This window comes from Emticicia agri, assembly GCF_004168285.1.
In the GTDB taxonomy this organism is placed as follows: Bacteria; Bacteroidota; Bacteroidia; order Cytophagales; family Spirosomataceae; genus Emticicia; species Emticicia agri.
Genome location: NZ_SEWF01000043.1, coordinates 1 through 25,748 on the forward strand (window position 1 = coordinate 1; position 25,748 = coordinate 25,748).

A 25,748-nucleotide genomic window follows, 5' to 3' on the forward strand; every position below is an offset into this window, starting at 1 on the left:
TATAGAAAAACCAGAAGCAGGCAAAATGCTTTACTAAAATTGTTGGATAAAGGAATAGAAGCCTATCAATCCCTGCTCAATCAAACTCAAGCGAAAGGATTAAGTATGGTAGACGCTGAAACATTTAAGACCATTAAACTGGTTTATCAACAGCAAAAACAGCGATACTTACACCCACAAGCCAAGATACCAAACCGGATAGTAAGTTTGTACAAACCCTACCTCAGACCCATTATCAGGGGAAAAGAGAATAAACCCTTAGAGTTCGGAATGAAGGTTCATAAGTTGCAGGTAGGTGGAATCAGCATAATTGAATATGGAAGTTATGAAGCCTTCAATGAGTGTAAACGTCTGAAAATCAGTATAGTCAAACATAAAAGTACTTTTGGTCTATGTACCCATATAGCTGCTGACAGGATTTATGCTACCAATGAAAATCGTAAATATACTACTCAGAAGAACATCCAGACCAACTTTATTAGAAAGGGTACTGGAAAAGATGATAAAGCTACCAAACAAATCAAAGCAGTACTTAATAAAGAAAGAGCTACACGTTTAGAAGGCAGTTTTGGTAATGAAAAGGAACATTACCTCTTGCATAAGAACAAAGCCAGAAGTCCTGACAACGAACAAGTTTGGCTATTTTTCGGTATTCACACTGCCAATGCTGTTTTGATTGCCAAACGAAGACAGAAAGCTCAAAGGCAAGCCCAAATGGCCGCTTAAATTGAAAATTTCATATCAAAACTCACCCATAAAATGGGGTGGTTCAGTGTGTCTACTCGTAAACAGAAAAGTCTCAATTGACGAAAAACTCACGATAGATTGTACTTTTTAAAGATGTTGCTCTTTGAAAATCAACAAGACACTCAGATTTTTGAGTGTCTTGTCGTTAGAATATTTTATCTAAGAGAATTTCCAAGGAAAGCCTACATTATAAATCATGAAATAAATCCCTTATTTCATTTATCAGTTTTGTAAAGGCAGGGAGCTTTCTTATATCTTCCCGCCACGCAAGTTCTCTTTCTAAAAGGTCGAAGGTATACTTGATTTTTGCACCAGAAACAGGATTTCCTTCTTTATCTTTTTCTCTGCCCATCAACCATAGGTTATCAGCAATAGCAGCAGTTGAAACAATATCATGTGAAACAATAATGATGGTATTGTGTTCATCCATATTGGCAATTTCAACAATCATTTCGCTAACTTCTTCTACCATATTGATGTCAAGCCCGCTAAAGGGTTCATCCATTAATAAGAAGTTATCTGTACATAACAACTGCTGGGCTATCGCTACACGCTGTTTTTGTCCGCCTGAAAGTTGGGCAGGATAAGAATCCTGATAGGGGCGAAGTTTAAAACGGTCCAGAAAGTCATAAATCTTGGCTTTGCGTTCTTCAGTATTTTTATAGTTTTTAGCAGCCCCGATTTCCAGATTGCCCAATACTGTGCGGTGCATAAAGAGCGGGTAATTCTGCTGGACAACGCCAGCACAACCGGGATGTGCAGGTTTTTTATCTTTACCATAGTACACACTTCCGGATGTAGGTTTCAGCAAACCCGCCATAATTTCGAATAGCTTGGTTTTACCAATACCTGATGGACCAAGAAAACCCACTATCTGCCCTCTTACTGCTCCAGTCTGTGTAACGTCTTTTACTTCAGCATTAACTTTCTCCAGTATTACTTTATCGCCTAAGGTAAGATTGACATTTTCGACTTTAAGTATGGTGTCTTTATAGATATAATTTGCCATTATTTTTCAATTGTCATTTTTGAGTAAGGAAAGAAAAATTCACGCAATTTTCCTATAATAAAGTCTAAAAAGATACCCATAAGTAAAATTACCAGTTGAATGGCAAAGACATCGGACAAACGTAAGAGTTTGTTATTGTTCAATAGCAATACACCAATGCCTCCTTCTGCTCTTGAAATGCCCTCTACCATCGTAAGCATCATCCAGGCAATTGCAAAATTCTGCCTGATTACCTCTAAGACCTGGTCGAATCTGCCTAAAATTATTACTTCCCATACAACCTGCCACTCATTCATGCGAAGGGTTCGTGCATGATAAAATTCATATTTAGGTATAGACCGAATGATTGAAACCATAGAGGTAACAAAAAAGACAGTAATACCAAATACCATTAAAGTTACTTTCAGTTGATGTCCTGAGTGAGTGATAAGCGTAAAAACAAATGATAAACCTACCAGTGTCCAAAACCGGAATTTTGAAATGAGATACCCGAATGGTCTGAAAAAAGGAATAACAGTGGCGTAAGAAATAATTAAAGAGATAATAGTAGCTATAAATAAAGATTTCAGACAAAGCCAGGTACTGTTCCAGAGTTCATAAAAAAGGTTCTGGTTAGCAATTAACCCCTTTAGTGACTTAATAATCTCCATTGGAGTGGGCAAAAGCCTGAAAGAACTTGTTGTCCATAGAATTAAAAAAACAGCTAACTGCACGGCCACCATAATGGCAATAGTAGATTGGCTGTTTTTGGTATTGGGAATAAAAAGATTTTTTAGTTTTTCCATAAAGTTATTAAAAGTACAATGGTCCGGAGCAGACTCCAGACCATATTTTATATTTTTATCGACCCATTACAATCGTTACCCGACGATTCTTGGCTTTTCCTTCCGGAGTGGTGTTAGGTACCAATGGTTGAGTCTGGCCATGCGCAAATACCTGGATTCTACCTTCCGGGAAGTTGCTTGCTGATTTTTTCTCTAACCATTGTTTTACAGCAAAAGCTCTTGATTCTGACAAGGCCATGTTTGCTTCAGGATTTCCTACATTATCAGTATGTCCATGAATTTCAACTTTCAGGTTACTTGCAACTACTAAGTCGTTGAAAAGGTCATCCAATACTTTTTCTGCTTGTGGAGTAAAAGTTCCTTTTCCTGATAGAAACTCAATATTCCACGACTTCTCTGATACTTTTTCTCTAATGTTATCATCTGTCTTGAAGGTAACCTCTTCAGCAGCTGAGATATTTTTAGAACGTGAAGCCACATTTTTCAGATAGCTTAGTTCAATTACATCATCAGATTTCGGAAACGATGGCATTAAGGCAGGATAGAGTTTGGAAGCAAGATTGCCGAATACATCATATACAATTTTTACTACGTTTGTGCTTCCGTTATTCAGCCCGAAAATTTCCATGTTATCACCTAAATTATGTACAGCAGAGCCACCTAAGTCAACTACTAATTTCTGGTTATCAACAGCCTGTGTTCCTTTATAGTATTTTACCCAATAAGCTTTATCTGCTTCATTATAAACTTTGGCTGATAACTCACCCGCTTTATCTAATGCCGTTGAATATGACTTCACCTGATCGCCACCTTCAGCAATTCCTTCAATCAACTTTTCTATTCTATCCCGGTTATCTTCCATATACTTTTTAATACCAATCAATACACAAGGCATCTGGCTACGGTATTCCTTAGTTGATACGATGGATACTAAACCACCTTTTTTCTCGGCTACATTTACATCTCCTGGTGTCCATGTTGCTACACCATTCACACTTACTTTTTTAGTTTCACCTGTGGGCTTGCCATTAGATACTACTTGTCTTTCTTCAGAATAGCCCGTAATATATTTTTCAGAAGCATCAAGGTAACTATCTGCTGCCACAAAGTTCATCGCATTGGGGTCATAGGTTTTTTCATCAGGGTTTACCGGAATTCCGTTATCGCCACACCATTTTACTACAATATTCCAGTCACCATCACGCAATACGGCGGCTGTCAGACCTCCCTTGGCATTTTGTGGGTTTTCTTTCCATGAGGGTAACCCCATAAATTTATCTTCACCTAATGATTTACCACAGGTATAAATAATCTGGGCTCTGTAATCATTTCCTAATTTTTCTAATTCAGGGTTTACTCCTGAGAGAAAAGCGGCTGCACCGTCTCCCATAATGGTAACAAACTGAACCCCTTCTGTCGTATTAGGGTTGCTCTTGTACTCAGAGGCAAATTTTACGAGATTGGCCTGCATCTGGGGTACTTCATCCTGCCGGATAAGATTCAGATTAATTCCTTTTTTCTCCATAATAGAGCCTTTGGTGGTTTTGGCACCTCCGTTGGCAAAGATGGCCCCCATTTGTGCGTTCCACGCCCAAAGCATCCATCTGATTTCCGGAGAGCTTACATTTGCCGGTTGGTCGGAAGGCATTTCCACTGCTGAAACTGTTGAAGAGGCATTTTTAGGAGCGGTAGGAAGGTCAATTTTTCCAACGTCCTGCGATTGGGTATTAGATTTTTGCATCACATAACCACTATCCAGAATCAGCCATTTAAGGCCCCACAATCCACCAACAATCAGGATAGCAATGGTTAATCTGCCAAAAGGAGTTAATTTCGTATTTGCTTTTTGCATTTTTATAATGGTTTAGAAAGATGTATTTTTTGTAGGCTATCAAAAGTAAAAAAATGATTTTAATTCCCAATATCCCTGTCTGACAAATATAAATATTTGCTAAAGTTACATTGTTTTTTGTAGTAATAAGCTACAAAAATGTGGCCGAATGGTCGAAAATCTATGTGTCCAAGGCGATTTTAGTGAGATTTTTTATTAAAAGGTAAAATCTTGGTAATTATTTAGATAAATGACACAAAAATAAAAAGGCAACTTTTTCAGTTGCCTTCTTCGTATAATAACTTTATGAAATCTGCCTACTGAATAAAATAAAGCCCATGCTTCTAACGAATAATACTAAACAAACGGCTCCAGCGGATTTTGTTCAGGAAGGTACCGTCTTTGTCTATGGACATCCAGATGAATACGGCTTTACCCACAATGTGGTCTTCGGGTACAAAGCCCCAGAAACGTGAATCATCAGAACCATGACGATTGTCGCCCATCATGAAGTAATAATCCTGTTTGAATGTATAAGAGGTAATCGGCTTACCATCAAGCACTATTTGTCCGTTTACAAATTTGGCATCATCGTTCCCATCAAAAGTGGTGATAACCCCTTTATATAAAGCAAGATTTCTTTCATCTAACTGAATCGTAACTCCTTTTTTAGGAATCGTAACAGGGCCGAAATTATCTCTGTTAAAAGGAAATAAACGAGAATTGTAAGGGAAAGTATTATATCTGATATCAGTAGTGTCGCCTTTGGTCATTACCATTGGGGTAATGTTTTTCACAAAGTCAAGAGTTTTCATGTCTTTCACTGCCTGCTCGGTAGCTTTTACATAATAGATAGTTTTATCGGTTATGCGTAAATCCTGCTCAAACTCAGAGATTTCATATTTCTGAAAAACTTTTTCGTTTACCTGTGTATTGGCCTCAATAGCATACTCCATTTGCATTCCTGGAGGATTGGTGAAAATTTTATTGTTGATATATACCTGACCTTCACGTACTTCTACCACATCGCCCGGAATACCAATACAACGTTTGATGTAGTTGGTTCTTAAATCAACCGGATATTTGTCATAGCCACCAAATTCGTCAGGCCTTTCCGGACAGCCGGGATAGTTAAATACCACTACATCACCATTTTTTACATGGGTAAAGCCGGGTAATCTGTATTGAGGCAGCTGAATCCAGTCAACATACGAAGGAATTTCGGTAAACCAGATTTTCTGATGTGTTAAGGGAACCTGTAAAATTGTTTTGGGTGTTCGGGTACCGTAATGTAATTTACTTACAAAAAGAAAATCATTGATTAACAGACTTTTTTCCATAGAGCCTGTCGGAATAGTATATGCTTCTAAAAAAAGCCAGCGAATCAGGGTAGCTGCCACTACTGCAAACAGCACTGAGTCGAACCACTCTCTGGTTGCTGATTTTTTCTTTACAGGTTTTTCTTGTGTTTTTGTTTGAACTTCTGCCATATATGCTTTACTCCTGAGCGGAGATTTTTTAATTAAATGATTATCGGGGTTAATATATTGTTTAGGAATAAGCTAAATTTATCATTAAAGGCCTAACATATCCTGCATACCAAAAATTCCGGTTTTACCCTGAATCCATTCAGCGGCTATTACTGCTCCCAAAGCAAATCCGTTTCTGCTATGCGCTATGTGTTTGATTTCAATCTGGTCAACTTCTGAAATATACTTTACTTCATGCGTGCCGGGTACTTTTCCTTCTCTTGAAGACCAGATAGGTACTTCATTGTCGTTAGCTGTCAGGTTATTTACCCATTTAATTTTATTGCCTAAATTTTCAATAATGCCCTGTGCAAGGGTTATAGCTGTTCCGCTTGGGGCATCTCTTTTTTCGGTGTGATGAATTTCATTGGTTGAAACCTTATATTCGTTGGTATAAGGGCTCATGAGTTTTGCCAATGATTTATTGAGTTCAAAAAACAGGTTGACACCAATACTATAATTTGAAGCATAGAAAAAAGCGCCTTCGTTTTCCAGACACAATCTGGCAATTTCATCCTGATGTTGTAGCCATCCGGTAGTGCCTGATACTGTGGGCAAACCAAATTCCATACAGAATTTTAAATTGCCATAAGCCGATTCGGGTGAACTGAACTCAATGACTACATCAGTATTTTCAGAATTAATTGATAATAAATCTGTACGGTTACTAATATCTATTTTTGCAGAAATTTCATGACCTCTCTGTAAAGCAATCTGTTCTATTACTTTACCCATCTTTCCATATCCTAATAAGGCAATACGCATATACTTAATGAATGGTTATTTATCAGTTAAAATCTCAATACAACGCTTGCGCCAATGGCATTGCCATAAGCAGTTGATTGAATACTGGGTTCAAATTTAAGCGAAATATCATCGCTCATGTCAAAGGTTTTTAAGTGTGCCGATACATTGGCCTGCACCGCCTGGAGTGTCCAGCCAACGGCAAATAATATCACGGTTAAATCTCGGTAACGTCTGAAACTATTCACTGCGGGTTCTACCTGTGCTTGTGTAAACGGGCCGAGTGTTCTTCCGGTTTTTTTATTCCATATGCCCGAAATCTCCTCAATCATTATTTCTTTATCGCTACCTCTCACAATCTGTTGCAAATAGCGTTTATAGTACCAGTATCTGTCGTTGGTAAACCAGAATGCGTAAACCCCTCCGGCGGCTGCACTATACACTATCGGAATCACCCAATACTCTTTATTAGTAGCTTGTCCCCAACCCGGAAGTACGAGCGAACGTAACAATGCTTTACGAGCCGGATTGGCCTTTTTTGCAGAATCTGCTTTGAAAACTCTGGTGAGGAAGTTTTCTCTATTGGCAGAATCTGATTTGAGAAATTTACTGGTAAGCCTGAACTTTCTGGTAGAGTCAATCAATACTTTCTTGATGGAATCGGTTCTGACAGGAATATTGCTGAGTGTATCGGGTTTTTGAGCAAAAGTAATCGTGGTAACCAATAAAAGAAAAACCAATGTCCGAACCATATTCCGAAAATTTAATTGCTTATAAAGAGACAAAATTAGGTTCTTATATTTCTTTTTACAATCGTTTAACAATTTTTAAGCTCATTAGATACACCTTTATTATTCCTGATTTACCTTGATAGAGTTCAGGATTCTGTCTAATTCGTCTTTTGATGAGAACGGAATTTTTATTTCTCCCTTATGCTTTTCGTCGGCTTTTACCAACACTTTTGTGCCAAAATAGCCTTGTAATCTGAATTGTAACGAAGAAATCTCTTGTTTTATTGAGGTCTGGCGTTTGCCTTTGTTATCTTCCTGAATCAATAAAGCCAATCGACGTACTTCGTCTTCTATCTTACGCACCGACCAGTTTTCTTCTACTACTTTACTGAAAAGTTTAATCTGTGTTTCATGATTATCGATATTAATCAGGGCACGGGCATGACCCATCGAAATCTCATTGTCACGAACAGCCGCCTGAATCACATCAGGTAATTTAAGCAAACGAAGATAGTTATTCACAGTAGTCCGGTTTTTACCTACTCTGTCGCCCAATTCTTCTTGTTTCAATTGAAATTCGCTCAACAGGCGGTGATAACTCAAGGCAATTTCTATGGCATTCAGGTTTTCACGCTGAATGTTTTCGATTAATGCCATTTCGAGCATCTGCTGGTCATCAGCTGTACGGATATAAGCAGGAATTTTGGTTAATCCGGCCAGTTTAGAGGCTTGTAAACGGCGTTCCCCTGAAATTAAGGTATATTTACCCGGACTTGATTCCTTGACAGTTATCGGCTGGATAATCCCTAATACTTTGATAGATTCGGCTAATTCCTGTAATGCCTCCTGATCGAAATGCGTACGGGGCTGGTAAGGATTCGTTTCAACCGACTCTATCAGTACTTCGTGCATAGAACTGATAGCCTCTAAACGACGAGGAATAGTTGGTGTTTCGGAAGGAGTATTTCCAGAGTCTGACAACAACGCCCCTAAACCTCTGCCGAGTCCGGTCATACTCTTTTTTGGGTTTCCAATTTTAGATTCCATATCTTTATTAATGTTAAATGGGTTTTAGCTTCCCATGTACATTTATTTTAGTTCTGTTGTAATTAATCAGTTTTCCGATACCAGTTTTCCATTTTTTATCAGAATCTCTCTTGCCAGATTCAGATAACTGATGGCCCCTTTACTATCGGCATCTTGTGCCAGTGCTGGTACGCCATAACTTGGCGATTCAGACAAGCGGATATTTCTCGGAATCAGGGTCTGAAAAACCATATTTCTGAAGTGCGTGGTAACCTCATGCACTACCTGATTTGACAAGCGCACACGCAAATCATACATGGTTAGTAATATTCCCTCAATTGTTAAAGCCGGATTTAACCGTTGCTGAATGATTTTGATGGTATTTAATAATTTACCCAAACCTTCTAAGGCAAAGTATTCACATTGTACAGGTACAATCACCGAATCAGCAGCAGTAAGACTATTAATCACAATGAGACCTAAAGATGGCGAACAATCGATGATAATAAAATCATACATATCTTTCACGTCCATCAACGACTCTTTCATCTTTTCTTCACGTTTCGGAAGATTAATCATTTCGATTTCAGCACCAACAAGGTCGATGTGAGAGGGCAATAAATCAAGATTGGGAAAGTCTGTTTCGATGATAATATCGCGCGGACGAATATCGTCTACCATACATTCGTAAATGCTGTTTTCTACTTCCTTGGGGTTAAATCCCAGACCGGAAGTAGCATTAGCTTGTGGGTCAGCATCAATGATGAGTGTACGAAATTCGAGCGCAGCCAAACTGGCTGCTAAATTTATGGTAGTGGTTGTTTTACCTACGCCGCCTTTTTGGTTGGCAATTGCTATTATTTTTCCCATTGCTTGTGGTTAGAGAAAATTACTGGCTCAAATATGAAACATTTAATGTTAAGAAACAATTAAATGTTCCACGACGTGGAAAAAATGTTCCACGATGTGGATAAGATTGTGGAATAACTGGTTGTGATAGCTTTTTAATCAGGCCGGATTTGTTTACTTGTCGTGCACAGTGTTATCTTTGCCCATGCGTTATTTAATAGAGTGTTCATATAAAGGTACGGCTTTTCATGGCTGGCAGGTGCAAGACAATGCCCCAAGTGTGCAAGGGCATATAGAAAAAGCATTGTCAACCTTGATGAGGCAGGAAATGCAGATTGTAGGCAGCAGTAGAACCGATGCAGGCGTGCATGCTTATCAGCAGTTTGCCCACTTCGACGTGGATGCTCCTCTAAATAATATTGATAAACTGGTATATGCTATGAATGGTATTTTGCCGAAAGACATTGCTATTCAGCAGATTAAAGTTGTGCCTGACGAATTTCATTCAAGGTTTGACGCTATGCACCGCCGATACCTTTACCGGATTTCGCCACAGAAAACACCATTCTGGCAGGACTTTTCTTATTTTTATAAAGTGCCTTTAGATATAAACCTGATGAACAGGGCAGGGGAGGTATTAAAAAACCATATTGATTTTCAGTGTTTCAGCAAAGTACATACCGATGTGGCAACCTTTAATTGCACCATTGAATTGGCATTCTGGGAACAACAAGACCAGTTTCTGCTGTTTCATATCAAGGCCGACCGTTTTTTGAGAGGTATGGTAAGAGCCATTGTCGGAACGATGTTAGAAGTGGGTACCGGAAAACTAAGCCTTTCAGGATTTGAAGCTATTATTTTATCAAAAAGCCGTCAGAAAGCAGGAAGAGCTGTTCCGGCAGAAGGGTTGACTTTGGTTGAAGTCGGTTACCCATAAGACAGAATGGGATACAAAAAAAATAGTACTATGAACATTACTATACAAAAAATCGCTTCTTCGGAAGATTTAGAAGAAATAAAGGAATTGTTCCGGGAATATCAGAATTTTCTGGGTGTAAGTCTTTGTTTTCAGAATTTTGAAGAAGAGTTGACTAAACTTCCGGCCAAGTATGCCGAGCCGGAAGGGTCTATTTTTTTAGCAAAAGTAGATGGACAAAGTGCAGGTTGTGTAGCCTTATGGAAACTGGAAGAAGGAATTTGTGAAATGAAAAGATTGTATGTAAGACCTGCCTTTCAAGGCTTGGGTTTAGGAAAGAAATTAACGGAGATAATTCTGGGAGAGGCGAAAGAGAAAGGATACAAAACAATGAAACTTGATACGCTGAGACGTCTGGAATCAGCGAATCATTTGTATAAATCGCTGCAATTTATCGAAACAAAGCCTTATAATTATAATCCCGAAGGTGATGTTGCTTATTTTGAAAAAGCTTTGGTGTAATGGCAAGTATAGGAAAAGACATAGCGGAAGCAATCGGGCTTTTAAACGAGGGTCATGTGATAGGAATTCCTACCGAGACAGTTTATGGGTTGGCCGGAAATGCCATCAATACTGATGCAGTAGCAAAAATATTTGAAGTAAAGAACCGTCCCTCATTTGACCCCCTGATTATTCATACAAATAGTATTGACCGTTTTTCTGCCTATGTTAGCGAGATTGACGAAAGAGCTTTTGCACTGGCAGAGAAGTTTATGCCGGGGCCTTTAACGCTCTTACTGCCCAGAAAAGACATCATTCCTGACTTAGTAACCTCCGGATTAGATAAAGTTGCTATCAGAATACCCCAACATCCGTTAACCCTTGAATTACTGAGTCAGTTAGATTATCCTTTGGCAGCCCCGAGTGCCAATCCGTTCGGGTATATTTCTCCAACCAGTGCCGCACATGTCAATAATCAGTTAGGAGATAAAATAAAATATATTCTTGATGGAGGAACCTGTCAGGTAGGTATTGAGTCAACCATTGTAGGTTTTGAAGCACAAGAGGCTATTGTCTATCGCAAAGGCGGCTTATCTATCGAAGAAATTGAGGGGGTAATAGGAAAAGTAAAAGTTATTGACCATTCATCCTCAAACCCACAGGCACCCGGCATGCTCAAAAGCCATTATGCGCCTAAAAAACAGCTGCTATTATTGCCGGAAAATCAGTCGGTCAGAAATGATGGAAAGAAGATAGGCTATTTAGGTTTTCAGCATTATCACCAGGAAATACCACAGCAAAATCAACTGCTACTTTCACCGGACGGTGATTTCAGAGAGGCCGCCAAGCATCTTTTTGCTTATATGAGACAATTAGATGCGATGGATGTTGATATTATTTATACTGATTTACTCCCTGAAAAAGACCTGGGCAGAGCCATTAATGACAGAATAAGAAGAGCCACTGTCAAAGAATAGCACAAAAGGCAATATCAATTGAACTCTGTAACGACAAACTCTACTCTTCTGTTTTTCTGACGGTTTTCTTCGGTATCATTGGCCGAAATGGGTTGCTCCTGTCCTCTGCCTTTATGTGTCAGCCTATTAGGTGAAACGCCTTTATTGAAGAGATAATTTGTCACTGCTTTTGCCCTTAATTCAGAAAGATACAGGTTCATTCTTGGGTCTCCTACATTATCTGTATGCCCTACCACTTCAATCATCATTTTCGGGTATCTTTTTAATAAACTCACCAGTTTGTCTAATTCCGGATAAGACTGAGGCTTAATAACAGGCTGGCTCTGGTCAAAATATACATTTTCTAATTTTACTGGCAGACCTACTGCAATGCCTTTAAAATAATCGTCGGCAATAGCAGAAGTCAATAGTTTCACCGATTCATCAGGTGCTTTCTTTTCCGGTTGTTTAGGTGTTTCGGCAACAATAACCGGAGCTTCAACTTTTTTCTCAGGGGCTTTTTCTTCGGGTTTCGGTTTTTCCTGAGTTGGCGGAGGTGTCTGCACCACTTCTATTTTCTCCATTCTTATCTCACGGCTGAAATTGGCAACAGCCATGTCTTTCAAATCAATATTTTCATTCACAGGTTTGTAGTTAGCTACCTGCGCAGTAAGCGAATATTTTTTCTCGAAATTCTGAGGAGAAACTGCCTTTGCTACATAGTTATTAACTGCAAGTACCTGATTCCCACCATCAGTAAGGCTAATTTTTACATTTGGAATCACTTCTCCGGTTTTGGCATCAACCGGATTAAAGGTAAAATTATAACCTGTTTTCTTCAGTTCAATCCGTATCACGTTGTCCACTGCTTTGGCCTGATTTACCAATTCTTTATATACCGGATAGCCCTCTGACGTAACCTCAATCTCATAACTCTTATCGGGTGTCAAGGTAGCTTTATAGCGTGTTTTTTCAGGATTGATACTGCCTTCTACAAGCGTATTACCTGTTTTTAGTTTATAATTTGAGGGCAATATATTTTTGGTATAAAAATCGGTAACCATGAAATAAATATCCGCTACAGGCACTTTTCTTATTTTCAGCGTCAGTGTTTTATTGCCTTTCAATATCGGGGCTCTATACGCCAGATAACCCTCTGTTTTTACTTCAACATTGTATTGCTCGGCAATTTTTAAATCGGCGAGCCATTCTGACTGAACATTGGTGGTTGCAATAGTAATAGGCTCATTTTTGGCATTAAAGACTCTAAGATTTGCTCCGGGAACATTCTTATTAGTTTCTTCATCTACCACAATCAGTCTGTATTGTTCTTCGGTTTTTCGGATAAGCAATATCTCCTGTACAAACTGTTGACGGGTAATCAGGTCTTTAAAGTTGATAGTCTGGTCGGCCTGCCTGTATCCGTCTGATTCAACCTCAATAGAATATTCGGTATCGGGCGATAAATTGGCTGAGAATCCCTCTTTTTCAATTTTTGCCGCAATAGACTGTTTATTTTTAAGATTGATAATGCGCATCCGGGTATTCACAATGTTTTCTCTGGTTTGCGCATCAATGATTTTAAATAAGAAACTGTAAGTATCTTTTTGCAATTCAAACTTTTTGAGCAATACCTTTACCATTCCCTGGTCGTTGGGTGTTGGTTCAAACGAAACCGGAACACTTATGGGCTTATATCCCTCTGAGCTTACCTCAACGGTAAATTTTTTCTTTGGGTTAAATTCAATTTTATAAGGATTGGTTTTATCCGATTGCCCCATCAGCGTTTCTTCTTCCGGCCGTAAAACTTTGTAGCTGGCGGCAATGGGTTCTTTGGTTATGGCATCCACCGCAATAAAGGAAGCAACTTGTGAGGCATTTTTCTGTAAGGCAACACTGATAAACTTATTGTTAGATTTGGCATTTATATCCAGGCTTGTGCTTTGGTATCCCGGTGCTTCTATCTGGATATTATAACTTTTGCTATTGTCCAGCATAGCTTTCCATTCACCTGTTTTTGGATTTACTTTGGCTTCAACTTCCTGTCGGGTCTCATCAAATACTTTAACCTGAGCCGTAGTAATTATTTGCTTGTCTTTGGCATCGGTAATTAAAATAATGTATTCGTCTAAGGCTATTTCTAATAATTCTTTAAAGTTGGTTTTGCCTGCACCCAGATTTTCAAGGTCGAGCGGTACACGTTTGGTAATGTAGTTGGGCATACTGATTTCAACCTCATATTGCCCTTTGGTAGCAGGCTTGAATTGTATATCACCCTGAAGTGTTCCCTGAATTACCATCGGGTCAGCAGTACTTTTGAAATATATCTTAAAAGTAGCTGCCAGTCTTTTACCCGAGTTTTTATCGAATGCGCCGAAAGTATAGGTAGAATCAAGTTTTTTAGCCGGATTATTAGACGCAAAAGCAGAACTGATGTTGAAAATTATAAGGGCAAACAGTATGACTAAACTTTTCATAAGATGTTGAAAAAGAGATATACGCTGCAAATTTCATATTTTTTAAAATAATACAACGAAGAATCTGAAATGAATTGTAAGTTTTTATGAAATTATGTTGTTTTGCCTTATGGAAGAACAAGCAAAAAGCACCCTTTTGATAGATTTACAATACCTGCCCAATATCCGTTTTTTCTCGGCATTGCTGCAATTTGATGAGATTTTACTCGAAAGTCAGGAACATTATGTCAAACAAAGCTACCGGAACAGGTGCTATCTATTAGGGGCGAATAAAGTAGAAATGCTGATTGTGCCTATACTTGATGGCAATAAAAAAATCACGGTAAAAGAAATCAAGATAGATTATCAGCAAAGATGGACAGAAATTCATTGGCGAACCATGAAGGCTGCTTATGGGAAATCGCCTTTTTTTGAATTTTTTGGTGATGAATTTTACCAGGCTTTGCAAAAGAAACCACAATTTTTGTGGGACTTAAATTATGAGTTACTGACAATATGTCTGAAATTGCTTAGAATAAACAAGACAATTCGTCTGACTGAAAAATACGAAAAAGAGCCGGAAAATGGTGTTTTTGATGCCAGAGGGCTTATAAACCCCAAAAAAGAGTCAGAATTCCCCTTCAACTATCAGCCGGTAGCGTATCAGCAAAACTTTGGCAATGATTTTGTACCTAACCTGAGTATTGTAGACTTACTTTTTTGCAGAGGAAACCAATCTTCAGGTATTTTAAAGAAATCTTCAATAAATTGAACAGAGTTTGTTAATAAATCGTTATATTGCAAATGCAAGTGTTTTATTTAAACTAATCATTAGACGCAGTATAACCATTGTAAAATTTTGAAATAATGGGAAATTAACAAGCTGAATGATTAATCATTTTTCCCTTACAATCTACATTAATTAAATGGAGCCTAAATTTTCACAAAAAGTTAAAGACATCATCACCCTTGCCCGTGAAGAAGCACTTAGGCTTGGTCATGATTACATCGGAACCGAACACTTGATTCTGGGAATGATTCGCGACGGAGAAGGTATTGCTTTAAATCTTTTGAAAGGGGCTGGTGTATCGCTTGAGGAGTTGAGAATTACAATTGAACAAGCCACCAAAGGAACTGCTACCAATAATATTAAAAATTTGGCAAACATTCCGTTAACACGCCAATCTGAAAAAGTTTTAAAGATTACACATCTGGAGGCCAAAATCTTCAAGTCTCAATTAATAGGAACCGAACATCTGCTGTTAGCTATCCTGCGTGACGGAGATAACCTCGGCGGACAGATATTACAAAAATTCCACTTGAACTACGAACAGACTAAAGAGATGCTTGATTATCAATTAACCGGTCAGAAACCGGTAATGGAGCGTCCTGAAACTGATGATGATGATGAAAGAATTTTCGGAAGTGGCTCTGGTGGTTACCAACAAAGAAACGACCCGAAAAACCCTGAAAAATCTAAAACACCAGTATTAGATAATTTTGGACGTGACCTGACAAAATTGGCCGAAGTCGGCAAATTAGACCCGATTGTTGGACGTGAGAAAGAAATTGAGCGTGTAGCCCAGATTCTATCGAGACGTAAGAAAAATAACCCGATATTGATTGGAGAACCCGGTGTAGGTAAAACCGCCATCGCCGAAGGTTTAGCTTTACGTATCGTTCAGAAAAAAGTTTCGCGTATTTTGTTTGGTAAAAGAGTGGTTACGCTTGATTTAGCCTCTTTAGTAGCAGGTACCAAATACCGTGGACAGTTTGAAGAACGTATGAAAGCGGTGATGAATGAGTTAGAAAAATCGCCGGATGTGATTTTATTTATCGATGAAATTCATACGATTGTAGGGGCAGGCGGTGCAAGCGGCTCTTTAGATGCCTCTAATATGTTTAAACCAGCTTTAGCTCGTGGCGACATTCAATGTATTGGTGCAACCACCTTAGATGAATATCGTCAGTATATAGAAAAAGATGGAGCCTTGGCTCGTCGTTTCCAGATGGTAATGGTTGAAGCCACCTCTATTGAAGAAACCATCGAAATTCTGAACAATATTAAAGATAAATACGAAGACCATCACCACGTTAATTATACACCAGAGGCACTGGAAGCGGCAGTAAAATTATCGGAAAGATATATTACAGACCGTTATTTACCGGATAAAGCCATTGACGTATTAGACGAAGTGGGTGCTCGTGTACATATTAATAATATTTCGGTACCACCGGATATCGTATTCCTTGAAGAGCAAGTTGAGTTGATTAAAAAAGAAAAAAATCAGGTTGTGAAGAGCCAGCGCTATGAAGAGGCTGCTCAGCTACGTGACCGTGAAAAGAAACTTTTAGAGCAACTCGACCGTGCGAAAGCTGCCTGGGAAGAAGAAGCTAAAACGAAACGCTATAATGTAACCGAAGACAATGTAGCTGATGTAGTAGCCATGATGACCGGAATTCCGGTGAAGCGTGTGAACATGAATGAGGGAGAGAAAATCCTTAAAATGGGAGACGCTTTACGTGGAAGGATTATCGGACAAGACCCGGCCGTTGAAAAATTAGTTAAATCAATTCAGCGTACACGTGTAGGTTTAAAAGACCCTAAAAAACCAATTGGTTCGTTTATTTTCTTAGGGCCTACCGGGGTTGGTAAAACTGAATTGGCTAAAACACTGGCTGAATACCTTTTTGATAAAGAAGATGCACTGGTGAGAATCGACATGAGTGAATATATGGAGAAATTCAGTATCTCTCGCTTGGTTGGAGCGCCTCCGGGATATGTGGGTTATGAAGAAGGTGGTCAGTTGACTGAGAAAATCCGTAGAAAACCATATTCAGTAGTGTTACTTGACGAGATTGAAAAAGCACACCCTGATGTGTACAATATCTTGTTACAAGTGTTGGATGATGGTGTCTTGACTGATAGTTTGGGAAGAAAAGTTGACTTCCGTAATACTATCATCATTATGACCTCAAACATCGGGGTACGAGATTTGAAAGATTTTGGTTCAGGCATCGGTTTTGCTACCAAAGCCCGTACTGAAAATCAGGACGAAATGGTAAAAAGTACGATCCAGAATGCCTTGAGAAAAACTTTCTCACCTGAGTTCCTGAATCGTCTGGATGATGTAATTGTGTTCAACTCTCTGAGCCGTGAAGATATTCATAAGATTATCGACATAGCATTGAAGCGTTTAACCACTCGCATCACCAATATTGGTTACCAGATTGAATTGACTGACAAAGCCAAAGATTTCTTATCTGATAAAGGCTATGACCAACAGTATGGCGCAAGACCATTGAATCGTGCCATTCAGAAATACGTTGAAGACCCGTTAGCAGAGGAGATTCTGAAAGGTGAAATGAAAGAAGGAGATACCATATACGTTGATTACAGTGGTGAGGGTGAGATTCTTAACTTTACTAATGTAAAAAAACAAGCTGAAATTGAACAGTAAGAATTTATTGATAATTTGAGTTTTGTGGTAAATAAATAACAAAAGCACGGCTTTTAGCTGTGCTTTTGTTATTTTTGCACCTATGATTCTTGATTATCTCAAATACCTCTTTCGTGCCGGAAACGAGCATAGCCTGCATTCACCATTTTTATTTGATTTTTACCTCAAAGTTCTGAAGGATTCTACATTTGAAAGTGATTTTTCAGCTATTGAAACATTGAGAGCAGATTTGCTTAATGATGTACATGAAATTGAAATTACAGATTTGGGGGCAGGCTCAAAACTCAGCCAATCGAATAGGAGAAGAGTAAAAGATATTGCCAAAAATTCACAAAAACCAGCCCGATTAGCCCAGCTATTTTATCGGATTATCAGGTATTACAATTACGAAACAATTCTTGATTTAGGTACTTCGCTGGGTATTACTACTGCTTATCTGGCAAAGGCCAATAAAAGCGGAAAAGTATTTACATTTGAAGGTTGCCCGAATACAGCAGTAATAGCCAGAGACAATTTTAGAGCATTAGGTATAGAAAATACACAAATTGTTATTGGCAATTTGAATGAAACATTGACACCAGAATTAAACAAAATAGATACCATTGATTTTGCTTTTTTTGATGCCAACCACCGTTATGAACCAACCATTGACTATTTTGAAAAATGTTTAGCCAAAGCACATGAAGATACCTGCTTTATTTTTGATGACATTTATTGGTCGAAGGGAATGAAAAAAGCCTGGCAAACTATCAGTAATCATCCGCAGGTAACTGTATCCATAGATATTTTCTGGGTAGGTATCGTGTTTTTCAGGAAAAAACAACCCAAGCAACATTTTATTTTAAGATTTTAAAGAGTAAACTTTACTATACGTATTTAGTAGATAAAACAAACTAAAACGTTTTTTTCGATGTTAGTTGAAAATAGAACAGATAAAGCCACAATGTTAGATATTCAAAAAATAAGAGCAGATTTCCCGATTCTTGATGAAAAGATAAATGGCAAAGACCTGGTATATTTCGATAATGCAGCTACCACACAAAAACCGCTGCCTGTCTTGAATGCCTTAGCCAATTACTACGGTCATTATAATGCCAATATCCATAGAGGAATCCACCATTTAGCCGAGAAAGCTACTTCTGCCTTTGAAGCCTCTCGTAAAACCATACAGAAATTTCTGAATGCCAGATATACAGAAGAAATTATTTTTACCTACGGTACCACCGACGGAATTAATTTAGTTGCACAAACTTATGGTCGCGCATTTCTGAAAGAGGGAGACGAAATCATTATCAGTGCCATGGAACACCACTCTAATATCGTACCCTGGCAGATGCTTTGTGAGCAGAATGGATGTGTATTGAAAGTAATTCCGGTTAATGACGATGGTGAATTGATTTTAGAAGCGTATGAAAAATTATTGTCGGGAAAGACTAAATTTGTATCGGTGGTGCATGTGTCTAATGCTTTAGGCACCATCAATCCGGTGAAGTATATCATCCAGAAGGCGCATGAGGTAGGGGCAAAGGTATTGATTGATGGGGCACAGGCTACTTCACATCTGACGATTGATGTACAAGACTTAGATACAGATTTCTATGTGTTTTCGGCACATAAGCTCTACGGACCAACCGGAATGGGAGCATTGTATGGTAAAAAGGAACTATTAGAGGCAATGCCGCCATATAGGGGTGGGGGAGAAATGATTAAAGAAGTTACGTTTGAAAAAACCACTTATAACGAACTTCCCTACAAGTTTGAAGCAGGAACACCCAATATTGCCGATGTAATTGCTGTTAAAACGGCTATTGAATACCTTGACGAGTTGGGTAAAGAGAATGTGGCAGCTTATGAAAACGAATTGCTGGCCTATGCAACCGAACAATTGTTGAAGATTGAAGGTTTAAAAATTATTGGGCAGGCTAAAGATAAAGTTTCTGTGATTTCGTTTGTCATTGAGGGCATTCATCCGCAAGATGTGGGTGTGATACTCGACCAGCAGGGGATTGCTGTTCGTACAGGACACCATTGTACACAGCCACTGATGAAACGATTCGGAATTCCCGGAACTTCAAGAGCCTCATTTGCTGTTTATAACACCAAAGAAGAAATTGATAAACTGGTACTCGGTATAGAGAAAGTGAAGAAAATGGTACTTTAATTGATTGTAGAAAGCATGACAATAAACGAAATACAGGATGAACTCATAGAGGAGTTTGAACTTTTTGATGATTGGGAAGGAAAATATGAGTACATTATTGATTTAGGAAAGAAACTGCCAAAATTAAGCGACGAATATAAAACAGAAGACAACATCATTAAAGGCTGTCAGTCAATTGTATGGTTGCATGCGTATATGAATGGTGATAAGTTGATATTTGAGGCAGACAGTGAAGCCATCATTGTAAAAGGTCTGGTAAGTATGTTGCTGAAAGTTCTTTCAGGGCATACGCCTGAAGAAATACTGAAAGCCGATTTGTATTTTATCAATAGGGTAGGACTAAGCAGCCATTTAGCTCAGACTCGCTCAAACGGTTTGGCTTCAATGGTGAAACAGATGAAAGCGTACGCATTGGCTTTTCAGACAATAGAAGAAAATAAATAATTTTTCAGATGAACGAACAAGAACTAAAAGATAAAGTAGTAGAAGCACTTAAAACAGTATATGACCCCGAGATTCCGGTAGATGTGTATGAACTGGGTTTGATATATGACATTAAGATTTTTCCGGTAAACAATGTTTACTTATTAATGACCCTTACCTCACCGTCTTGCCCTTCGGCAGAATCAATTCCGGTTGAAATTGAGCAGAAAGTAAAAGAAATTGAAGGCGTAAGTGATGTAAGTGTAGAGCTGACTTTTGACCCGCCCTATTCAACCGAAATGATGTCGGAAGTAGCCAAATTAGAATTAGGTTTTATGTAACAACTCATATGCTGAGTTGTAAAACGGAATCTGACCCCTCCGATTTTACAGCTTGGTTTTAATATATTTCAAACACCCCCTTTAGGGTCGGGGCTTATAATAATATTATGTATCCTCCTCATTTAGTAGCACCAATGAAAGCCGAATTAGTAAATGTTGGCTTTCAAGAATTACTGACTCCGTCAGATGTAGATAATTTTATCGATAATCAGAAAGGTACTGCATTAGTAGTTATCAATTCAGTATGTGGTTGTGCCGCAGGTACTTGCCGCCCGGGTGTAAGATTAGCTTTGCAACGTGCCGAAGTAAAACCTGAGCATCTGGTAACTGTTTTTGCTGGTGTTGATACAGACGCAACTCAACAATTACGCTCTTATATTCCATTCCCTCCATCTTCTCCGGCTATTGCCATTTTTAAAGATGGAGAAATCGCACATTTTATCGAAAGACATCATATTGAAGGTCGTTCGGCAGAAATGATTGCTACGCACCTGGTAGCAGCATTTGACGAAATCTGTGCTGAGGCATAAGATTTCAAACTTATTTGGGATTAAAAAAACGAGACATTCGGTATGGCTGAATGTCTCGTTTCGGTATCAGAAGTTTGGCTTCAACAGATACTTCGCATAGAATTCATCAATCACTTTTACAGCATCTTCTGCGGTATCTACCAATCTGATTAATTTCAAATCTTCGGGATTAATGTTCTTTTCACTATCGCACATGGTATTCTGAAGCCAGTCCAATAATCCTTTCCAGTATTCGCTTCCAACCATCACAATCGGGAAACGAGCAATTTTTTTAGTTTGAATCAAGGTAAGGGCTTCAAACAGTTCGTCTAATGTACCAAAGCCACCCGGCATGATAATAAATCCTTGAGAATATTTCATAAAACACACTTTGCGTGCAAAGAAATAATCGAAGTTAATGCTTTTATCAGGGTCAACATATTGGTTCGGAACCTGTTCAAACGGCAATTTAATATTCAGTCCAATTGATTTACCTCCGTTTTTACTGGCTCCTTTGTTTCCGGCTTCCATAATACCCGGGCCACCGCCTGTAATTACACCATACCCGTTTTTCACTAATCGGGCAGCAATATCAACCGACATCTGGTAGTATTTATGGTCGGGCTTGGTTCTTGCCGAACCATATATAGTTACCGAGGGGCCTATTTTGGCTAATCTGTCAAAACCATCTACAAATTCGGCAACTGTTTTTAAAATCTGCCATGAATCCTGGCTATGTATTTCATTCCAACCTTTTTCAACAAATGCTTCACGGATTAGTAGCTCTTCATTTGATTCAATTTCCTTTTCGCTCATAGTAATATTAAAAGTAATTTGTCGTACAAAATAAAGATTCTTCTCTGATAATTACAGGAGAATCGGATTAAGAAAACGTATATTTGCAAAAAAAAGTTTGAACCAACAAATATATATCAATGAAAGTTGCAATAGCAGGAGACCACGCAGGGTTTGAGTACAAGAAAGTAATTCTGCAATGGCTTCAGGGTCAGAATTTTGAGACCGCAGATTTTGGCCCTTATACTCCAGAGTCGATGGATTACCCTGACACCACACATCCGCTTGCCAGTGCTGTCGAAAAAGGAGATTATGAATTTGGTGTGCTGATTTGTGGCAGTGGTAATGGGGTTTGTATAACAGCCAACCACCATCAGGGCATCAGAGCCGGATTAGCCTGGAACATAGAGGTAGCACAGCTGATTCGTCAGCATAACAATGCCAATATTATTTGTTTACCTGCCCGGTTTATTGACTTGGAGTTGGCATTGGAGTGTGTAAAAACATTCTTAAACACGCCGTTTGAAGGCGGGAGACATGCTCGCAGAGCCGATAAAATTGCTTGCTGATATGAGAAACTGTTTAAGTTTATCTTATTGAATTAAAAAAGTTAATTTTTGTTCAATACTGCGCTTTAAAAATCCCGCGCGGCGTCCGCTCATTTAGCGTTGCTAAATTCCGGTTTTTAAATCTTGTCTTGAATCAAAAATCAATCTTTTTTATTTTCAAAATTTAACTCAAACAGTTTCTGATTTATCAAAGGAAGACAGAGACTCAGTTCTTCCTTTGATAAATCCCTTTAATAGTAGTAGTTCTGTAATCGACAGCTAAAGCCGGGATACGCTGAAAAATCTTTGGCACTACATTTTGCTTATCAATGATAATGGTAGGAGGGTCTTTCTTGAAGTTATCGAATATATTAATGATACTTTCGTAGTTATCCGGGTTTTCAAGGTCAATCTTCGACAAATCCCAGTTCAGATAACAAGTAGCTGATTTCCCTAATTTATACTCATCAATTCTTTCTCCGATTATCAGCATTTTCTGCCCTTTCATTAATTCGGGCAACTCTTTAGGCTTAACCCTCATATCCGACAACTGCTCAAACCCTTTTCCAAAGATGGGTGTTACTCCCTGATACTGCACAAACACAATTCCAATAAAAACCACCATAAAGACTAAATCGGGAATGACTCCGCCTCTGAAATGGAGGAAAAATCCGGTAACAAAGAAAGCAAAACATGGCACGAAAATAATGAACTGCATGGGAGCTACATTCGGCGACAAAAATAAAGCTAAAAGTGCCACAACTGCCCATATTAACATAATCTGTTGCGTACGTTGCTGATAACTATTATAGCGTGATACCTGTGTTTGGCGCAGGAATCCTAAAAAAGCAAGAATGGTCGGAACTGTAATAGCCAACAGCGCACTCTGGAAATCTTCGAGGCTGTATTGCTTGATTCTGAAAATACCATTGAACCAGTTGTATTTGAATTCGTCGATACTGTCGTAAAAATAAAAATAAAGCGTGATTAAAAATAGCGGAATAGCGAAACCAAGTAGGGCCAGGAAGTGTTGTCTTAAATTAGCATTGGTAAAAAATACCAGACAAGCCGTGCTCCATAAGATAAAAACCATAGATGGTTGATGAAACAATACAGCGATGCCGATATAGAGTCCGATTTCAAAAACTTCGTCAGATACCCCTTCTCTTCGTTCCATTTGTTTGACAATTTTATTGAAAGCAAAAAGAAGAAAAGTAGTGGCCAGTAAAACCGGAGAAAGTTTACTCATATCGAATGATAAACTCATTAATAAAATATAAATCAACCCCGGAGCGTAGTTTTTTTCAAGATAAGTCTGGCGGGTATTGCAGGTAAAAGTAAAATATAAAGCCTGAAAATAGATAATCAGAATAGCGATGAACTCATAAGCAAACTGTACCCTGCCAAACGAAAAATCTATCAGCCAATAGATAAAAGCAGATAAAGGCCCCACATTAGTCCAAAGCTCTTTATAAAGAAAACTGCCGTCATGGATTTTTTCTCCGACCAGCATCCATTCTAATTCAGGCAATAAAATCGGGAGTTTGTCGCCCAGAAAAGGTAATTTCAGTATAATTACCAGCAGTAACAAAGACAGAATATGGAAAAGCGTATTTAATCTGAAAAACGTTAGCAAGGCTGTACTGTTTTATATTTTCTGCAAAGTTATATAAAAATTAGTGCAGTATAGCTGAAAAAGATAGATTAACCCGGCAAAACATAATTTTAAATGGCGTATTTATCAATAAACCGGAAATAGTACGGATATTTGTATAATATTTAGTGAATTTGAACACAATGGAATCGAAAAGACAAAGACAAGTAGCGAAACAAATTCAGAAAGATTTGGGAGAGATTTTTCAGAGAGAAATGAAACAGGTATTTGATAAAGCTTTCGTCACAATCACTGATGTAAAAACCACACCTGACTTAGGCATCGCAAGGGTTTACCTTAGTTTTCTGATGACAAAAGATAAAGACGGGCTTTTAGAGTCGATACGAGAGCATACCAAAACCATCAGGAACCATCTGGCAGCACGGGTACGCCATCAGTTAAGAATTGTACCTGATTTACAGTTTTACTTAGATGATACCGCAGAATATGCGCAAAAAATAGAAAACCTGTTTGCCAATATCGTTATTCCGCCTGCTGAGGTTGAAAATGACGAAGAATAAACTCTGCAACACCTTAGAATTATAAAACTTCAGTATCTTGAATTTATCATTTTTAATAGCCAAACGCTACTTTTTGTCTCGTAAGAAAAAGAGTTTCATCAACTTTATTTCTTTTATGTCGATGCTGGGCATTGGTATAGGTACAATGGCAACGGTGGCAGTTTTATCTGTTTTTAATGGCCTTGAAGATTTGAACCGCAGTATTTTCAAATCGTTCGACCCTGATATTAAAGTATCTGCCCGTGAGGGTAAAGCCTTTGTGATTGAAAAAGACAAACTGGCCAGATTAAAGCAGATAAAAGGCGTTGATTATGTAACCGAGGTAATTCAGGATAATGCCCTGGTGATGTATGAGCAGGGAAAGATGGTGGTTACCCTAAAGGGAGTTGATAGTACTTTTCAGAAAAATAGCCGATTGAAAGGGTCTTTGGTAGAAGGAAGTTTTGTATTGCATAAAGACGACCTTGATTATGCTTTTATCGGAGGCAATGTTTATGGTGCGCTTAATATATCGTTAGACAATATTCTGGAGCCTCTGGAAATCTGGTATCCTAAAAATCAGAAAAAACTATCGTTGATTCCTGAAAACAATATCAATAAGAAGGTAATTAATATTTCGGGTGTATATGCACTCGAACAGTTTCATGATGATTATGTGTATGTACCGCTTTCAGTAGCCCAGGAACTGACAGAATTCAGTGATAAACGAACCGCATTGGAAGTGCAACTAAAACCTGATGCCAACGCAGGGCGTGTGCAGGAAGAAGTAGCAGGCATTTTTGGCGATAAATACCTGATTCAGAATCAGGATGAACAAAATGCTAATCTATTCAGAGCAATAAAAATCGAAAAATTGTTTATCTTTATAGCGTTAGTGTTTATTATCGGAGTGGCATCGTTTAATATTTTCTTTTCTTTAACCATGTTGGTGATTGATAAAAAAGAAGAAGTCAGAACTTTGTATGCGATGGGTGCCGATGATTCGTTAATAAAAAGAATATTTTTTAGTGAGGGGGCAATTATCTCTTTTATCGGCACGGCAGTAGGGCTTGTTTTAGGTTTCGTGTTCTGCCTGCTTCAGGAGAAATTCGGTTGGGTAAGCATGGGCATGGATAGTGCGGTTATAGATGCTTATCCGGTGAAGATAAACCCGACGGATTTTATGATTACTGCTGTAGCTGTTATTTTTATTACGCTGATGGTATCTTATTTTCCTGCCAAACGAGCCACTAATGATTATTAATACTATTTTTCA

General features: G+C 38.4%; 25 protein-coding genes. 14 read left to right on the plus strand and 11 right to left on the minus strand.

Annotated features, from left to right (window positions below):
* The coding region (locus tag EWM59_RS27775) for a transposase family protein (protein ID WP_510186009.1) at positions 1 to 726 on the plus strand (726 nt) is incomplete at its 5' end.
* 208 nt (positions 727 to 934) lie between these two features.
* On the opposite strand, the gene EWM59_RS21570 is transcribed toward EWM59_RS27775, so the two are convergent.
* From EWM59_RS21570 to EWM59_RS21605, 8 genes are all read right to left on the minus strand, one after another.
* Positions 935 to 1,756, minus strand: a complete 822-nt coding sequence (locus tag EWM59_RS21570; protein WP_207220045.1) for an ATP-binding cassette domain-containing protein — start codon at positions 1,754 to 1,756, stop codon at positions 935 to 937.
* On the minus strand, positions 1,756 to 2,541 hold the full coding sequence (locus EWM59_RS21575) for an ABC transporter permease (RefSeq protein WP_130023330.1): 786 nt from the start codon (positions 2,539 to 2,541) through the stop codon (positions 1,756 to 1,758). The genes EWM59_RS21570 and EWM59_RS21575 overlap by 1 nt, the downstream gene beginning before the upstream one ends.
* A gap of 55 nt (positions 2,542 to 2,596) precedes the next feature.
* Positions 2,597 to 4,393, minus strand: a complete 1,797-nt coding sequence (locus tag EWM59_RS21580; protein ID WP_130023331.1) for a phosphate ABC transporter substrate-binding/OmpA family protein — start codon at positions 4,391 to 4,393, stop codon at positions 2,597 to 2,599.
* 323 nt (positions 4,394 to 4,716) lie between these two features.
* Positions 4,717 to 5,862 (minus strand): signal peptidase I, encoded by a 1,146-nt coding sequence (lepB, locus tag EWM59_RS21585; RefSeq protein WP_130023332.1) that lies wholly within the window; start codon positions 5,860 to 5,862, stop codon positions 4,717 to 4,719.
* Positions 5,863 to 5,946: 84 nt separating this feature from the next.
* Complete coding sequence (gene dapB, locus EWM59_RS21590; RefSeq protein ID WP_130023333.1) at positions 5,947 to 6,666, minus strand: 4-hydroxy-tetrahydrodipicolinate reductase; 720 nt, start codon at positions 6,664 to 6,666, stop codon at positions 5,947 to 5,949.
* Positions 6,667 to 6,692: 26 nt separating this feature from the next.
* Positions 6,693 to 7,397, minus strand: a complete 705-nt coding sequence (locus EWM59_RS21595; RefSeq protein WP_130023334.1) for a DUF5683 domain-containing protein — start codon at positions 7,395 to 7,397, stop codon at positions 6,693 to 6,695.
* Between the two features lie 99 nt (positions 7,398 to 7,496).
* The gene (locus tag EWM59_RS21600; RefSeq protein WP_130023335.1) at positions 7,497 to 8,423 is read right to left on the minus strand and encodes a ParB/RepB/Spo0J family partition protein; all 927 of its coding nucleotides are present in this window, start codon (positions 8,421 to 8,423) and stop codon (positions 7,497 to 7,499) included.
* A gap of 66 nt (positions 8,424 to 8,489) precedes the next feature.
* Positions 8,490 to 9,272 (minus strand): ParA family protein, encoded by a 783-nt coding sequence (locus tag EWM59_RS21605; RefSeq protein ID WP_116985391.1) that lies wholly within the window; start codon positions 9,270 to 9,272, stop codon positions 8,490 to 8,492.
* 184 nt (positions 9,273 to 9,456) lie between these two features.
* Here EWM59_RS21605 and truA point away from each other — a divergent pair, with 184 nt between their 5' ends.
* Genes truA through EWM59_RS21620 form a run of 3 tightly spaced genes read left to right on the plus strand, consistent with a single transcriptional unit; the run spans position 9,457 to position 11,645 of the window.
* Positions 9,457 to 10,188, plus strand: a complete 732-nt coding sequence (truA, locus tag EWM59_RS21610; protein WP_130023336.1) for a tRNA pseudouridine(38-40) synthase TruA — start codon at positions 9,457 to 9,459, stop codon at positions 10,186 to 10,188.
* Positions 10,189 to 10,218: 30 nt separating this feature from the next.
* Positions 10,219 to 10,689: a GNAT family N-acetyltransferase gene (locus EWM59_RS21615; RefSeq protein ID WP_130023337.1), complete on the plus strand. Its 471-nt coding sequence runs from the start codon at positions 10,219 to 10,221 to the stop codon at positions 10,687 to 10,689.
* Positions 10,689 to 11,645, plus strand: a complete 957-nt coding sequence (locus tag EWM59_RS21620; protein WP_130023338.1) for an L-threonylcarbamoyladenylate synthase — start codon at positions 10,689 to 10,691, stop codon at positions 11,643 to 11,645. Before EWM59_RS21615 ends, EWM59_RS21620 begins: the two co-directional genes overlap by 1 nt.
* Before the next feature lie 14 nt (positions 11,646 to 11,659).
* Here EWM59_RS21620 and EWM59_RS21625 read toward each other — a convergent pair whose 3' ends face one another.
* On the minus strand, positions 11,660 to 14,101 hold the full coding sequence (locus tag EWM59_RS21625; RefSeq protein ID WP_130023339.1) for an OmpA family protein: 2,442 nt from the start codon (positions 14,099 to 14,101) through the stop codon (positions 11,660 to 11,662).
* 109 nt (positions 14,102 to 14,210) lie between these two features.
* Here EWM59_RS21625 and EWM59_RS21630 point away from each other — a divergent pair, with 109 nt between their 5' ends.
* From EWM59_RS21630 to EWM59_RS21660, 7 genes are all read left to right on the plus strand, one after another.
* Entirely contained in the window at positions 14,211 to 14,852 is a 642-nt protein-coding gene (locus EWM59_RS21630) for a WbqC family protein (RefSeq protein WP_130023340.1), read from the plus strand.
* 154 nt (positions 14,853 to 15,006) lie between these two features.
* Positions 15,007 to 17,541 (plus strand): ATP-dependent Clp protease ATP-binding subunit, encoded by a 2,535-nt coding sequence (locus EWM59_RS21635; RefSeq protein WP_130023341.1) that lies wholly within the window; start codon positions 15,007 to 15,009, stop codon positions 17,539 to 17,541.
* Between the two features lie 82 nt (positions 17,542 to 17,623).
* Positions 17,624 to 18,394, plus strand: coding sequence for an O-methyltransferase (locus tag EWM59_RS21640; protein WP_130023342.1), 771 nt, complete (start codon positions 17,624 to 17,626; stop codon positions 18,392 to 18,394).
* A gap of 57 nt (positions 18,395 to 18,451) precedes the next feature.
* Entirely contained in the window at positions 18,452 to 19,702 is a 1,251-nt protein-coding gene (locus tag EWM59_RS21645; RefSeq protein WP_310587892.1) for a SufS family cysteine desulfurase, read from the plus strand.
* 15 nt (positions 19,703 to 19,717) lie between these two features.
* Positions 19,718 to 20,146, plus strand: a complete 429-nt coding sequence (locus tag EWM59_RS21650; protein WP_130023343.1) for a SufE family protein — start codon at positions 19,718 to 19,720, stop codon at positions 20,144 to 20,146.
* A gap of 8 nt (positions 20,147 to 20,154) precedes the next feature.
* On the plus strand, positions 20,155 to 20,466 hold the full coding sequence (locus tag EWM59_RS21655; protein WP_130023344.1) for a DUF59 domain-containing protein: 312 nt from the start codon (positions 20,155 to 20,157) through the stop codon (positions 20,464 to 20,466).
* A 107-nt stretch (positions 20,467 to 20,573) separates the two neighbouring features.
* Complete coding sequence (locus EWM59_RS21660; RefSeq protein WP_130023345.1) at positions 20,574 to 20,996, plus strand: BrxA/BrxB family bacilliredoxin; 423 nt, start codon at positions 20,574 to 20,576, stop codon at positions 20,994 to 20,996.
* Between the two features lie 66 nt (positions 20,997 to 21,062).
* Here the strand turns inward: EWM59_RS21660 and EWM59_RS21665 are convergent, their stop codons facing one another.
* Complete coding sequence (locus EWM59_RS21665; protein ID WP_130023346.1) at positions 21,063 to 21,791, minus strand: LOG family protein; 729 nt, start codon at positions 21,789 to 21,791, stop codon at positions 21,063 to 21,065.
* A gap of 119 nt (positions 21,792 to 21,910) precedes the next feature.
* Here EWM59_RS21665 and rpiB point away from each other — a divergent pair, with 119 nt between their 5' ends.
* Complete coding sequence (gene rpiB, locus EWM59_RS21670) at positions 21,911 to 22,339, plus strand: ribose 5-phosphate isomerase B (RefSeq protein WP_130023347.1); 429 nt, start codon at positions 21,911 to 21,913, stop codon at positions 22,337 to 22,339.
* A gap of 205 nt (positions 22,340 to 22,544) precedes the next feature.
* On the opposite strand, the gene EWM59_RS21675 is transcribed toward rpiB, so the two are convergent.
* Positions 22,545 to 23,954, minus strand: coding sequence for a hypothetical protein (locus EWM59_RS21675; RefSeq protein WP_229239409.1), 1,410 nt, complete (start codon positions 23,952 to 23,954; stop codon positions 22,545 to 22,547).
* A 161-nt stretch (positions 23,955 to 24,115) separates the two neighbouring features.
* Between EWM59_RS21675 and rbfA the strand changes: the two genes are divergently transcribed.
* Positions 24,116 to 24,493 (plus strand): 30S ribosome-binding factor RbfA, encoded by a 378-nt coding sequence (gene rbfA / locus EWM59_RS21680; protein WP_130023348.1) that lies wholly within the window; start codon positions 24,116 to 24,118, stop codon positions 24,491 to 24,493.
* A gap of 37 nt (positions 24,494 to 24,530) precedes the next feature.
* Complete coding sequence (locus EWM59_RS21685) at positions 24,531 to 25,736, plus strand: FtsX-like permease family protein (RefSeq protein ID WP_130023349.1); 1,206 nt, start codon at positions 24,531 to 24,533, stop codon at positions 25,734 to 25,736.
* Positions 25,737 to 25,748: the final 12 nt, after the last annotated feature.